Here is a 14,270-nt window from a genome sequence, read left to right as displayed (position 1 = left end):
CATCCGAGGGCGTCAGGTAAGCTTCACGCCCGCGTTGCCCTGCAGGCGCGGCGGGTGTTCTCGCCGTAGATTTCATCGAGGGCGGTGATGGTTTGAGTGACCACGGCAAGGTGACCTCGATAAGTGCGCAGGGTCTCGATGCTTTCGACCACGATGGGCATTTTTCCGAGACGGTTGAACTCGTCGAGCATGATCATCACGGGCCACGGCTCGTCGGGCCCGGGATCTTTTTCCTGCATGGCGGAAAGGAGGTCGGAGAAAAACAGCCGGATCAGCGGCGCGAGCGGCTTCACCATTAGCGGCTGGACCACGAGATAGACCGAGAAGGGCTTTTTGCGGATCGTCCGGAAATCAAAATCCGACACCGCCGTCGCCTCATCAATCGCCGGGTTCTGCCATTGGTCGAGCCCCGAGGTCATCAGAAGCGAGACATAAGAGGTCAGCGTATCGTTGTTGGTCGAGGCCAGCCGCGTGAAGATCAGCTTGGCGGCCCTGTTCTCCACCTCATGACCCCGCGCGAAATACTCTTTCTGCTTGTTCCCGCCCGAGGCCGCGATGCGGTAGATCTCGCCCAAGGTCGGGCGCTTGCGCTGGAAGGCCAAAAGCCCCGCCGCCACAAAGAGATCGATCCCGCCCTTGAGCAGCCCCTGCACCCGGTCATTGTCGCTCTGCAGGAAGAGCGTCGCCAGGAGCTGCAATTCCATTTGCTGGCGCGCGGGATCCTTCAGCTCGGCGATGCGCAGCAGAGGATTGTAGCGATGCGTGCGCTTGTCCTCCCAATCGGTGGGGGCAAAGCGATAGACCTTGTCGCCTTGTGCCGCGCGGTGGCGGGCCGTGGCCTCGAAACACTCGCCCTTCACATCGAGCGTCACGGCAGAGCCTTGCCAGGTCAGCAGGTTCGGAATGACGAAGCCCGTGGTCTTGCCGCGGCCCGTGGGCGCCACGATCAGTGCGTGAGGGAAGACTTTCGAGCAGATGTATTTTGCTCGGGACTTCGGAGTGCCGAGTTTGCCCAGGATGAACCCGGTCCCGGGTGCGCCGAAGAACCCGTTGGCCTTCATCTCACGCGCGCTCTGCCAATGGGTCTGACCAAACCGTGTCAGCGCGGACCCTGAGAGGGCGAGGCTCAGCATCATGCCGGCGGCGGCGAAGCTGCCGATGATCAGGTGGATGAGTTGGGCATCCTCCGGGCGGCGATTGAGGATCGCAAGATAGTTCTGCGCGATATAAGCGAAGTCGATCTCGGCCCCGAAGCCAAGGTCCTGGTATGTCAGCACCGCCGAGGCAATGGTATAGCCAATGGCCCCGGTCACCAGCGTAACGAGAAGCACACCGGTCGCGATCCGCGCCTTTCCCATGGAGGCGCTCAATGGACCTGTCCCCGCTCGGTCTCGCCATCCACCTCAGTGGCGCGGTGTTTTTCGTATTCGGCGTCGGCGAGATCATCGACCACCTGACGCAGGGCCTCGGTATTGGCGGTCGCGGCATCGGATTGCAGGTAGACCTTGGCGACATAGAGCCGATCGAGGCGATCCTCGAGGACCTTGTCCAGCGCATCGGCATCGCCAGATGTGAGCCGCTCAAGTTGACGGTCATCAAGCTCCCGCGCGATCTCGGTTCGGAAGGCGTCCCGCTCCGCCTCGGTCTCGAAGGGCGCGGACAACTGCCCCGCCCGTTCATGATCAAGGACACGTGCAATCTCCTCTGGGACACGGCCGGTACGGTCTGTCTGCGGCGCCGTTTCACCGCGGGCTGCGAGGAGTGCGTCGCGCGCACCAACCCCAAGCCCCTCGCGCAACTCGTTGTCGCGGCGAACCTGATTGATGGCCTCCGTGTCCCGGATCTCGACGACGGCCGCGTAGGTCGCGCCGAGCCCACGGGCCAGATGGGACGGCATGTCCGGATAGCGCGCGCGCAAGTCATCCGCGACAGCATCTGCAACGGGCCTGCGGACGTCGCGTGCCTCCATGATCCGGTCGACCTCGCGGGTTATCTCGCTGGCGCGGGCCGCATCGGTGATGGTCTCCCTGTAGGGTTCAGACCGGTCGATCACATCGCCAGGGCGTGCGAGCAGGTCCGGATGTGCTTCGAGATATGCGCGCTGCTCCGTCTCGATCCGGCGCTCCGCCTTTGAGACAACCTCCCAGTCCCGGTCCTCGATCTGCTGCGCGGTCAGGCCGTCTGCGCGCATTTCTTGACGGATTGTCCCTTCCATCATCCGGACCGCGTCATCGTGATAGTGGAAACGCTCACTGACCGCTTCAGCTTCCACGACACCATCCCGACGCAGCACGTTCTCACGTTCCAAAAGCGTGCCAAGGTTGACATGGACATCGTTGAGAATGTCGCGCGCCTGGTCCAGATCAGCGCGGCGTTCGAGGTTCAGATCGCGCGCCTCGGCCACCTTGGAGAGATCATCGGCGATCCATTGATGCTCGAGCGCTGCATTGGAGGCCCCGGTCTCGATCCGCGCCACCACTTCCGATGTGCTGATACCCGTGCCCCGCAGAGCAGCATCGATCCGTGAGCGCAGGCGCGGCTCAGTGAGGCGCTCCAACTGGTTCTCCTGGATGTTCGCCTTGGAATAGACCCCGCCTTCCGAAGGAGCCTCTGACAGCGTGGATGATCGCAAACCGAGAGGCTGCATGTGCTGGACCTGCGTCTGGATCTCGATGAGGCGTTTTTCCAGCACAGGACGTTCCGCGTCAGGCTTCTCGGCGATCATGCCCTGCACCCGCGCAAGCTTCTCCGCATAGAGGCTTCTCAGATCCTCGAAACTCTGATCCTCGGCCATATAGACATCTCCTGTTCGATCCACCTGCCCGCCCCGCGCCAGCACCTCGCCCGCGCGAAAGAGGGCTGCGGCAATATCCTCGCGGGCCTCGCGCGAAGCCTCCGCAGCAAGCGAGTGGTAGACAGTTCTGGTATTGGCGATCTCCGCCAGCGTCCGCGTCAGGTCGGAGCCCACGCGTTCGCGCTCGCGGGGCGCGCGCCCCTCTTCTTTCGCGGCGTAGATCTCGCTGGTCCGGGCTGGGTAATGTACAACCCCGCGATCCACCCGCCGCGTGGCCTCCAGCCGCACACCGTACTTCTCCGCCTCCTCGACCATGGCGAGGCGGAAGTCGTCATAGTTGAAGCGATGGTTGCGCCCGAGGAAAAAGAACTCGCCTTCCTGCGAGCGGCGATTCAACACCAGATGCGCATGCGGGTGATCGCGGTCTTCATGCACCGCGATGATGTAGTCGAAATGCCCCGCGTCACTCTGGAAGAACCGCTCGGCCACATCCGTCGCGATGTCGCGCACATCCTCGCCGCGCGTGCCGATGGGAAAGGACATGAGCATATGGGTTGTCTGCCCTAGCTTCGGCTTGAAGCCCGCATCCCACCGCTTGGCAAAGCGCTCGGTCAGATCCTTGATGTCACGCGCCTCGAGCTTCGTCTTGCCATCCAGGAACCCGCTACTGTCCACGATATGGGTGGACTTGGTGGTGAGGTACTCGAGCTGGTTCATCAGCTGCGATTTGGTATGCGTGCCCCCGCCCCGGATCGCCTTGAAGACCGCCGGCCGGTGCCCGGCTGCCGCGCGCACAAGCTGGCTCTGCTTGGCGACATGCAGCCCCTGCATCGAGCCCCGGATCCGGCTCCAGCCGTCCCGAAAGACCTCGCCGGTGACCGCGTCAACCGCATCATTCAGCCGCATGGGCAAACTCCCTCAGCGCGGCCGTGGCCTCCAGCTGCATCGCGTCCCGACGGCGGCGTAGAAGCAAATCGATCTCGTCAGCGGAATCGAGGATGAACCGCGCCAAGCCCCGCATCTGCGCGAGGCGCAGTTCGGAGAACTCGGCACGCGTGCCACCGTCAGCCCCCTGCCCCATCCGGTTGGCCCGCGTCATTTGCTTGGCGATCTGCGCGACCCCATTGCCAACCTCGTGCAGCGAGGCGCGGTAGCGCGCCATCTCGACCGCCATCTGCGCGTCCGGAACGAACACCCCGCCTGCCGCCTGAATGAGCCGCCGCAGTCCCTCGGCCCGGCTCTCGATCCCGGCCTTCGCCAACACCGCGTCGAGCGCCTCAAGCTCCGCAGCCGTGACCTTCACACTGACCGCCGAGACCGGGATCGCGGCATCCGTCTGGCGCTCCGCATCGGCTTTCAGGACGTAGCGCACAGCCCGCGATGTGACCTCGAAACGCTCAGCCAGCTCAGACGTCGACACACCCTCCGCGGCCTCGCGGACGATCTGCATCTTCTCGATCTCTGTCAGGCGTTTTGTTCGGGACATGCGGAAGAAAGACCCCCTATTTCCTGCCACCTTCCACCAAGGCTGCCCCCACCTTACGATAATATACCATGCTGTCAATTATATACTTACGTTGCATTCAGTCTCAGGCAGCCTTGGTGTCCGCTTCACGCCGCGGCCCGCAGGGACGCGGGCCTGCCCCCTCGCCAACAAGAACCCCACCTGTCCATTGGGTCCCCTTCCCCAGCACCGCCCGAGGGTCTGGCCGAACACCCATGTGTTCGGACGGAACCGCGGGCGGGCGCAAACCCCTCCGACAGGGCGGACAGGCAGGGTCAAGGAGGGCCAGATTTGGCTTGCCAAATCTCTGCCGCAAAAACCGGGAGGCCCTGGCCGATAGGTTTTTGTGGATGGCCCCCTTGAGGCTGACTGGCCGGTCTGTCGCGGCATGATCATTCCGGCCTGCGATCGTCCTTTGAGGGCGCGGCTATCGGCACCAAGAGGAGGTCGCTGTAGGCGATCACACGCGCCGGTGACGGCATCCCTGGAACGGGGATCAGGCCGCCCCAAGATCGTCTCGGGGCGGCCCATCCTCGTGAGAGGATTTAGTCCTGGGGATCTTTCGCGCTCGGTGGGAACATCACCAGCTCCGAGACCGCGACGGGAAAGTCGAGCTTGAGGCTGAAGAACTCCGATCCGTCCCCGTTGCGGGTGTTGCGGAACATCGCACCCACGCGCTGAAAACGGGTGCGCTCCTGGCCATCGGTGTCGGTGAACTTGACGGGGACGGTGGCGACGTAGTGGTTGGTCATTTGGGTTACTCCTTGTTGCGATGGGGATCACCCAGCACGGGGCAAGAGGCCCGGTCGCAAGCGCAAATGCGGAGGGTCCGCGGCTCCGCCGTGGAAGCCGTATTTGTGCTTGCCGAAGCGTGAGCTGAGGGCACGATTGGGCCGACCCCGTGCGATCCACATCTATGAGCAAAAAGGAGTGATCCGGATGACCCTTGCCATCACGCAGCCGCCACCATCCGCGTCCGCGTCCCGCCAAGCCTGGCCGAGAAGCTGACGGAGCCCGCCCGCGTGGATGCGATGTTTCGAAACACCACCCGAGGGTTGTGCAGGTCTTCAGCCTCATGTGCGACGTCTCGACCCCTCGCATCTTGCGCTGCTGACGATGTGCTAGGTGCGCACCATCCCGCTGCCCGAACCGATGCGGATGGGCCGAACTCTGACGTGCTGGGTAGAGGGATGACGGTGCTGGACGCCGTGAGATGCAGATCAAGTGTGACCGATCGCACGCGCCATGAGATATGACGAAAGGACCGCCCGAAGACGACCCCGTTATGGCCATCACGCGCCCAAGTTGTCGAGCATCCCCCTGGTATCAGGCATTCGCTTCAGCGAGTTTTCAATATGCTCCCGCCAGCGCGGCCCAACCTCCATTGCGGTGGCATAGGCCCGAGCCAGATCATCGGGCCGGTCCTCGGCCATCGCTTCGACAAGGAAAGCCGCCTGCTCGCGGTCCTTCGCGGATTTCAGGCTCCCTGCCCCATCGCGGCGCCGGTCGGCAATGATCAGTTTGTGGACTGCATAACGCTCCGGGCGGGGCACCTGCACCAGAACGCCGGATCTATAGATCGCCGCCGCGTGGATCGGCTCAGCGATCAGGAAGTTGAGATAGTTCAATCCTTGGGCGTTCACGCCCAATGCTGGCAGATCACGGATGGTCTCATCTCCGAACGCCGGCGTGAGAAACTCGACCAACTGGCCACTGCCGCCTTGCGCCCATCGCCAGGTCCGGCCTTGGTCAAGAGCCGGTAAGGGTTCAAATTTGAGCGCCGAGAAGGTCTCGGCCAGACCCGGGTCAACCTGATCCTGCAACGCAACACTGAGCTTCTCGAACTGCGCGATGTCGATGTCGCCAGTATTGGCCATACCGCCAATTGGCAGACGGATACCAAGCTCACCTTCATAGAGGCGAAATGCATTGGTTCCGACGATGGTGCCACCCAAGCGAAAGGTACCGGCTGCAGCCATGGCCGACAGGATGGACCCGGTGGCCCGGTCGGTGGGCGTCATGCCTTCCGCACGCAAGAGCCGAACAAGCCGCGACCGTTCCGCCTGCCGATCCTTGGCCGTTGCGCGCAGCTCTTCGATCCGGTCGATGCGCGCGCGCGTCTCGTCGCTGTCTTCGCCGATATAGATGAACCGCATCTCCGTCCCGACACGGCGCGCGGCATACCAATAGGCCTTATCCCCACGCTCCTTGAGCGTGGGCTTGCCTTCGACACCGGACAAGGCGTCGTCCTTCAGAAGACGCACCAGGTCGGTATAGGCGCTCATCGCGATGCTGCTGAGTGGGGTCATGCCTATCATTTCCAAGTTTTGCTTGGCACACATATACCTATCAAAACAAGAAAATGCTAGGCAAAGCAATTTGGGCCCCGCCACACGCATGAGAAACAACGAAAAGGCCGCCCGAAGGCGACCCTCGCAACTCACGTCTCCGCAGTCTTCTTCGCCGGGTCAGCAACCCGCATAACTGTCAGGCCTTTTGCTTCCGCCTTCTGCCCGAGGTTCAGCGCGACCCCGTTGCCGCCGAAGAGTACAACCCCCGTCGCCGCGAACTTGTCGTCCAGCATCTCGTCGTTGCACTTGAACGGTGCCGCCCGACCGTGTGCAGACCAGCGCGGGTCGAAGCGCGCCTGCGCGACACCTCGCGCGCGCGCCCACCGGGCTGCGATCATCTCGGCCCCGTGCTTGCCACCCTTGTGGCAGAGGAAGATCTCCTGGTTGCGGTTCTGCTTGATCCGCTCGCGAACCTTGTCGAGCGTGTTGAAGATCACATCGACATCGGTCCAGTCGGTGGCGCCCGAGACGATCAGGGGCACCCCCTCGACTTTCGATTTCTCGGCAGTCTCGCGGTCGTGCTGCTCCAGGAGCTGCCGCGCCTCGAAGACCGCCCCGGTCTCCTGCGCCCGGACGCTTGCGCGCGATCCGGCTGCCGGGATGAAGGCGTGGCCCGTCTCGATCTCGTAGCATTCCGCTGCGGCCTCGCTCATCACCTCGATTGCGCCGACGATCTCGCGCAGCTGCAGAAAGCGGGCCTGCGCCTCTTCGAGCGCGGTCTCGGCGATCTCCGATCCGTCGTGGGATTTTGCCAGCGCGCCGATCTTGTCGGCGGTGCGATCGACCTCCTTGCCGAGTGCCACCTTGCGGCGCTGCAGGATCGTCGCGAGCCCATGGGCCAGCGGTTCGATTTCCGCTTCGAGGCCGGTCCCGCGCAGCTGCCCGAGCAAAGCCTCGAAGCTCTCGCGGATGATGTGGTCGGTCAGGATGTGATCCTCGGGGATCGGCAGCTGCGCGTCCTTCTCGGTCAGTCCGAAAAGTTCGATGGTCTCATAGGTGTTAGCGGTGTCGTAAGCCATGTCTGGTCTCCAGTATTCGGTTGTGGAGCCACCACGTGAGTGTGGGGGCATGGCCGAATGCCTGGTTTCCAAATCTGCCCGGGTCAGGGACGGCGCAGCCGCCGGCTTGCCGGGCGCAAAAGTTTTCCGAGCGCAGCACCCGACACAGGCCCGCGCTCACGCACGGGACCGCCCAACGCCACAGACCCCGCCCTCGCCGAAAAGTTTTGCGATCCTTGACGCGGGCTGATTTGGGGGCCATCCGGAGGATATGCTTCCACGCTCATGTGTGTGTGTATTGACGGTAGGTTTGCCCGACCCGAGCAGGCAAACGGCCCGACCGGACGCGGGAGACGGATGAAGCGGAGGGATCGTTTTGCCCCGCAAAACAGACCAGAGCGCAATCCGGCGGAGCGGCCAGGGAGGAACGTGCTCGCGAGGCGGGCAAACCGGGATGCCGGGTACGACGCCGCGGTGAGGCCGCATGGCCGAATGCGCGACGGACCGAAGGGCCGTTCTCCCCTGCGACACGCGAAGCCGAGCTGGGGAGGCCGCAAGGCTCAGACCAAGATTGATGTAGGGGCGACGCCGCTGCAAATTCCACAGATTGCTTTTCCACGCATTCGATCTGAGGGTGGGAAGCCGACGAGAGGCAGGACAGAATTCATGTTCCTATTTCAATATCTTGGGAAACCGGCACGGTGCCGAAAATGATCGAGTTGATATCTGTGTGCAAGGTCACGTCTTCTCTTGCGGTCTTGACTGACACCACCAACGCATATCGTGTCTTTTGCTGACGTGTGGCAGTATCCGCGCGGTTCTTCCACCAACCACCGACCGGCTTTATGCAGAGAATATTTCGCGCCAAGAGCCACGCGGCTGGCCCTTTCCATTCGTTACAGTGCAGCGATCCGGACGGCGTGCCATCAGGAAAGCGCCAATTGTCGGTGTCCGATTGCGTGGGGGGCTTGCGTCGTGGGTCTGCTCGCTCTTCGACATTCACCCTCTTTTTGAATTCATCAGTGCTTTCCATCCGGCGTTTCAAGTCGAACCGCAAGCCGAACGACTGATACCGATATGGATCGAGCGACGCCAACGCTCCCGGGTTTGGATCAACAAAGTATGACAAGGTGATCTTCAGTCTGACCTCCTCATCCCCTAGCGCTTCAAATGCCTGTCGCGGCCAGGGCAAGTCGTAGTAGTGGCAGTCTTTGAAACCCGAGACGCCATAGGGTTGGATTTCGGACTGCGCCACCAGAGCGAGATGGTTCTCAGCTGAAGCAATTGCCCGCTCATACGTGGGTACGCCGTATCCGAAGTGCCGCAACAGCTTTGCAGCGTCGGTTTTCCCTAAGGGGTCTAGCGCAAATCGCATCTTTTCTGTCCACTCGGCACCGTGGACCATTAAGGCACGGATAGTCTCCGGCCAGTATTCAGGCTTGGCCGCCATCAAGCGGCACGCCAGTCGCGCAGCTTCGGCTGTTGCCGCGCTTGTAGCACGAAACGGTACCAACGGACGCCGGTCAACTTCGGGACCAGAGGTTGCGACCGAAAGAGAGGTTGTATCGACAACGGTGGTTCGGGAAGCATCCACAGCGCGGTTTCCAGCTTCCATGACAATGTCGGGTTTTATCGGCCTATTGCGCCCTGTCGTCCATAGCGTCGAAGTCCTCGTGAAAGGGCTAAGGTCGCCCGCTTCGGCAAGCGGCGAATGGTCGGCCAATTCAGGTTCGGCAATGTGGATTTTGTCAGTGTAGCCACCGACGGTTACGACATTCCAAGCTTGTGCCGGGTCCTCAATCGGATAAGTGTCCGAGGGTTGCACCTCGTCAAACATGATCGGGTTGGGTGCATTACCTGCGGAAACAACAATAAGGCGTCTGGGTGCCCTTTTGTCGTCCATTGTGACGCCCGCCGCTTCTTGATCAAGCGCCGCGCTCCATGTTGAAGGCTGTGTCCCTGAGATGTCTTCATTGGTAACCGCCATGCAGAAAACGCGGCCGCGTTCTGGTCGCCCGATTTCCGCAAGGCTGACGGCAGACTTCGTGATCGGACCGTAGAAGCGCTCTTCGGGCTTTCCCATTCCCGGAGGCGGAAGGATTTTTACACTCTCTAGTCTATGGGCCAGTTTAACCTGGTTTTTATCAGCTAGCTTCGGCACGAGGTCGCCATGCAGAGCGATCCCAGCCATTTGAGTCCCATGGCCAGGACGCGGACCAGTATCGTCTACCCCCCATTCCGGACGAATACTGTATAGGTCAGCGGGTGAAAGAGCTGGTTCAATCAAACTATGCGCACGATTGACGCCACTGTCCAAAAGGCAAATCGCTGGAACCTCTGCACCGGGCCATTCGATCCGGCCCGCAAGATCGTCGGTCCATTCAAACTGTTCATCAGGATTTAGGTCATCAATGAAGAAATGCGGAGTATCCGTGGCTCGTCGAAGTTCTGTGATTGAAAACCGCGCAAATAGCATCAACTCGATGGTAGCGCGCGCGGCAAGAACGGGAACAACCACGTGTTCTGGAAACACCAAACGCTGTTCCTTCGGAGCGCATCGTGCATCGAGCTTTTCAGCCAAAGCATCGAGAGCATTCTCTGCCGACTTGATGCACCACACCTCCCACCAGATCGTATCGTTGGGGTCTTGCGGCAGCGCTTCCAGATCATCTGTCCAGAAGGTTTCGAGACGGGCCTTTCGGATGGCCTCAATCGGTTCAACGAATGACTTGTATGGCGGGTTTTGACCTTTTTCAGTCAGTTCGCCCGACTGGTAGTCGGCCAGAATGCTTTCAAGTACCGGCTTTGCGTCTTCAGGAACAAACAGGCCAACGATCCGAGTATCGGCAGCTCCCAGCTTTGCAGAAGCCGGTTTCAGATGGCTTTTCTTCCTCTCCAGACTATCCGGGCTGGCGTTCGGTCTAAGCTCGACTTCCAAATAGACACCAGCAGCGGGAGATACCCGTTCATCGCGCGGACGATCTTGCTCAAAGTCGTTTGCTGCCTGCGAGAACTGCCCTCGGAGCATTGCGCCATGCTTCTGGCGGTCCCGAGGAGGAGGGCTTCCGGGAAAACGCTCATTGGTGGACTTGAAGTCCGCGCGCTCCCGTCTGCTTTCGATGTTGATATGCGGTAAGGAGTACTTGGATGCCATCTACTACTTGTTCACTGCCGAAGGTCGAAACGCCTCTCGCATTTCTCGCCTGTCATTCAGCCTGCGCAGCAGATCGTCCGATGTCACGTTCTTCCGCTCAGCCAAGATTGCGCTTTTCACCGCGTCTTCTGTTGCGCGGGCAATCTCAGACTGGCTCAACCCTTGGGCCGATGCAAGAATGCTCTTCCACTTCAGGTTGGGGAATTTCATTGGCCGCAGATTGAACTTGATGATCGTGCGGATTTCTTCGTCAGTGGGCGGACAGAATTCCATAACCAGATCGAACCGGCGCAACAGAGCCGGGTCGAGCAGGTCTGGATAATTCGTTGCGCCAATGATCACGCTGTCCGTGGAATTCGGCTCTTCCATGAATTGCAGGAAAGAGTTCAACACGCGGCGCATCTCGGCAACGTCATTCGTCGCGCCTCGATTTCCTCCGACAGCATCGAATTCGTCAAAGAGATATACCCCCCGGTGACGGGCGGTTTCGTCAAAAACGAGCCTCAACTTGGCGGCAGTCTCACCCATGAAGCGCGTGATCAGGCTTTCTAGGCGGATTACGAACAACGGCAACCGCAACTCACCAGCCAAGGCTTCCGCCGACATCGTCTTGCCCGAACCCGGTGGTCCGACGAAGAGAACACGCCGGTTGGGCGTCTTGCCATGTTCGCGGAGCCAGTCACGCTTGTGCTGTTGCAAGACAACGTCATCCAGCCGCGCACGCAACGAGGCGTTCATGACGACGCTTTCAAGATCGAAGCGCGGCGGGCGCATCTCGATCAAGTCGGCAAGATCACCACGCGGGGACGCGAAAGGCACGGCGACGGTTTGGCCCGACGCCGCCTTCTCCCGCGCCTTGTCTACAGCGGCCCTCAGGTCTTCTGCGAGTGTACGACGCCCTTGCCGGGCCTCTGCGGCGGCAACCTGCAACGCAATTGAATAGAAATGCTCGTCGTCACCGTCCGCCTTGCTCTGGAGCATAGCCAGTATCTGCTTTGCGTTGGACATGCTCCAGACCCTTGGTGCTTGCGACGATTTCCTTTTTCCCAACGGGTTAGTCTGTCGGACCGTCTCGATTTTGTGCGAAGATCGCAAATCCTCGCTGATTTGTCGACGGGAATTCGGCACCCCAAGCAAAAACGCGACAGTGTGAGCGTAACGCCTCTGGCGAAAAAAGTCAGCTAAGACGTTCCGCAACGCAGCATGACGGTCAATGATGAAGGTCCGGTTGGGGCCGACCACGTCTGGCGTACGGCTTCAGTCCAGATCGACGCCGCCGAGGCGCGGCGCATGTACATGCGTTCGGATTAGGAACGCAGCGCCCGCGCCCGCGATGGCGCCGAAGAGATGCGCCTCCCACGAGACGCTGGGTTGGCCTGGAAAAACGCCCCAGAGAAGGGAGCCATAGAGGACACCGACCACCAGTGCCGCGCCCAGCGTGATCGGGGAGCGATCCACGAGGCCGCGCGCGACGAGGAAGCCATACCAGCCGAAGACGAGCCCTGACGCGCCGATATGGATGGCCGAGCTTCCGAACAGCCAGACAAGACCGCCGCCGAGGCCGATCACCACGGCGTTCACCGCCAGCAAGGCCCGCGTGGTCGTAGCCACCAGCAGCCCACCCATCACCAGGAGCGGCGGCGTATTGGCCATCAGGTGCGCGAAGCTTCCATGCAGGAGGGGCATGGCGATGACACCATCCAATCCGCTGACATGCCGGGGGATCAGGCCGAAGGCCGGGTTCAAACCGTAACCGAAGATCCAATTGACGACCTGGACCGCCCAGAGCAGCGCTACAAAGGCGACAAGCGCCGCGGTGCGCCCAAAGAAGACGCGCATGTGATCCCGGTTCATCATGTTGGCGACAGTAGACGTCACCACAGCGCCTTCAATGGTTTTCGCGCGCAGCACAGGGTGCCACCTCCGGGAAAGGGGGGCGCGGCGGCCAACCTCGGTAGGGCTCAAGCCAAGAGAATGGCTCCGATCTTAAACGGTGTTCCCAGGCCGCCGCGGCATGATTTCACGCTCGGGGCGCTTCAACGCTTCGGCATATTTGCGGGCATTGTCGTCAATCGTGCCGTGCCAAAGTTTGGAGACGAACGCGCGGGCGTCTTGGACTGTCATGTCTTTCAGCGAAGAGGACAGCGCCATGAATAGCTCATCCTCGCTGATCGCAGCGGCACGGTGCATGGCGTCCGCGTAAAATGATGGATCGTTCAGAACCTGCTCGCTCAGGGGCATCCGCGCGAGGTTCTCTTCCGGGATCGCCATGAAGATCGTGTCCTGGAGGTCGGTCAGATACGCACGCCGCGATGTGGACACCGGCTTTCCCGCCGCCTTGGCCTCCAGATATGCCTGCCTTGTCCTGTCGAGCTTTGCCATTGCATGGGTCATGATGACATCACGCTGTCGTTCAGGCAGCGCAAATCCAGTGCAACGCTCGATATGAGCAAGAAGCTCTTCAACCTCTGCGTCTACATCAAAGCTCTCGAACCACGGAGCTTTTCCCAGTCTCGCTACCATGTGCCCACCCTCGACCATTCAATAATATATTATCGTATATCATATTCAGCAGATCGCAAGCAGATGTGTGCGTCGTGCAGCCAGACATGGAAAAAGGGGAACCGTGGTCCCACGGCTCCCCTTTGGGCTCAGATCGTCTCCCCCTCGCTCGCCGATTAGGCGACCAAGGAGAGCCCCACGCTCGCGTCCTGCGCCTGATCGCCGCTGTCGATGAACGGGATGATCGAGAAGGTCTGGCCGCCGCGCTGCTCTTCGTTCTGGACGGCGTTGACGCGCAGGTCGCCATCGGGCGTGTTGATCATAAGCGACAGGTAGTCATTGCCCGTGCGGCTGCTTTTGGCCATCCAGGCCGAGCCAACGCGGATCGGCGTGCCCCGGGGCGAGCTGACCTCGATCCGATAGTCGGGGTGGGTCTCCTCGGTCTTGTAGCCGTTCTCAATCAGCATGAACTCCAGATCGAACATCATGTTGGCGATGTAGCCGGTGAAGGCGTTGTCAGCGTTCATCGCGGTGAGCTCGCCCGAGATCGAGCCGGATTTCATCAGGCCGTTCGAGACCAGCGGGATGATCTCGAATTCGCCGCTCTGGGCCGCGCGCGCCTCTTTCGTCTGCACCGCGTTGACCCGGAACGGACCCAAGCCGACATCGATCTGCATCGAGATGTAGGGGTTGCCGCTGGTATTGCCGGTCTCGTTCCAGGCCGTGCCGATGCGCACCTTGCGGCCTGATTTGTTGACTGCCGTCACGTCAAAATCCGGGCTGCGCGCGGACATCTTGGCCCGCGCCTCCAACTGGATGGCGATGTCAAAGCGCGTCGAGTGGATCATGCCGGTGTACTCGGCGGCTGCGGTCTCGACATTGCGGGTGAGGGTTCCTGCGAACATGGGATGGTTCCTTTTGGATTGGCCGGTGCCTGACGTTTTTGCCAACGCATCCGGGATTGCTT

Annotated in this window: 10 protein-coding genes and 1 pseudogene; all 11 read right to left on the bottom strand. The window is 61.2% G+C overall.

The window, feature by feature from the left end:
• Positions 1-1,358 (bottom strand): annotated as a pseudogene (locus ISM_RS17600) (type IV secretory system conjugative DNA transfer family protein); the annotation flags it as partial.
• An 8-nt stretch (positions 1,359-1,366) separates the two neighbouring features.
• Positions 1,367-3,700, bottom strand: coding sequence for a relaxase/mobilization nuclease domain-containing protein (locus ISM_RS17595; RefSeq protein ID WP_009815537.1), 2,334 nt, complete (start codon positions 3,698-3,700; stop codon positions 1,367-1,369).
• Entirely contained in the window at positions 3,687-4,280 is a 594-nt protein-coding gene (locus ISM_RS17590) for a transposase (protein WP_009815536.1), read from the bottom strand. Before ISM_RS17590 ends, ISM_RS17595 begins: the two co-directional genes overlap by 14 nt.
• Before the next feature lie 563 nt (positions 4,281-4,843).
• Entirely contained in the window at positions 4,844-5,050 is a 207-nt protein-coding gene (locus ISM_RS17585; RefSeq protein WP_007120662.1) for a hypothetical protein, read from the bottom strand.
• A gap of 540 nt (positions 5,051-5,590) precedes the next feature.
• A complete protein-coding gene (locus tag ISM_RS17580) occupies positions 5,591-6,607 on the bottom strand; it encodes a nucleotidyltransferase family protein (protein ID WP_009815535.1) in 1,017 nt (338 codons plus the stop codon).
• Positions 6,608-6,738: 131 nt separating this feature from the next.
• The gene (locus ISM_RS17575; RefSeq protein ID WP_009815534.1) at positions 6,739-7,668 is read right to left on the bottom strand and encodes a DUF2493 domain-containing protein; all 930 of its coding nucleotides are present in this window, start codon (positions 7,666-7,668) and stop codon (positions 6,739-6,741) included.
• A 643-nt stretch (positions 7,669-8,311) separates the two neighbouring features.
• Complete coding sequence (locus ISM_RS18115) at positions 8,312-10,801, bottom strand: S8 family peptidase (protein WP_040618657.1); 2,490 nt, start codon at positions 10,799-10,801, stop codon at positions 8,312-8,314.
• A 3-nt stretch (positions 10,802-10,804) separates the two neighbouring features.
• A complete protein-coding gene (locus tag ISM_RS17565) occupies positions 10,805-11,809 on the bottom strand; it encodes an AAA family ATPase (RefSeq protein WP_009815532.1) in 1,005 nt (334 codons plus the stop codon).
• 249 nt (positions 11,810-12,058) lie between these two features.
• Positions 12,059-12,658: a rhomboid family intramembrane serine protease gene (locus tag ISM_RS17560; RefSeq protein ID WP_090210822.1), complete on the bottom strand. Its 600-nt coding sequence runs from the start codon at positions 12,656-12,658 to the stop codon at positions 12,059-12,061.
• A gap of 129 nt (positions 12,659-12,787) precedes the next feature.
• A complete protein-coding gene (locus tag ISM_RS17555; RefSeq protein ID WP_242649945.1) occupies positions 12,788-13,324 on the bottom strand; it encodes a hypothetical protein in 537 nt (178 codons plus the stop codon).
• 155 nt (positions 13,325-13,479) lie between these two features.
• Positions 13,480-14,208, bottom strand: coding sequence for a DUF736 family protein (locus ISM_RS17550; RefSeq protein ID WP_009815529.1), 729 nt, complete (start codon positions 14,206-14,208; stop codon positions 13,480-13,482).
• Positions 14,209-14,270: the final 62 nt, after the last annotated feature.

The sequence above is a fragment of the Roseovarius nubinhibens ISM genome, assembly GCF_000152625.1.
GTDB classification, from domain to species: Bacteria; Pseudomonadota; Alphaproteobacteria; order Rhodobacterales; family Rhodobacteraceae; genus Roseovarius; species Roseovarius nubinhibens.
The sequence above is the reverse complement of the archived record's forward strand: the minus strand, read 5'-3'. Positions and strand labels throughout refer to the sequence as shown.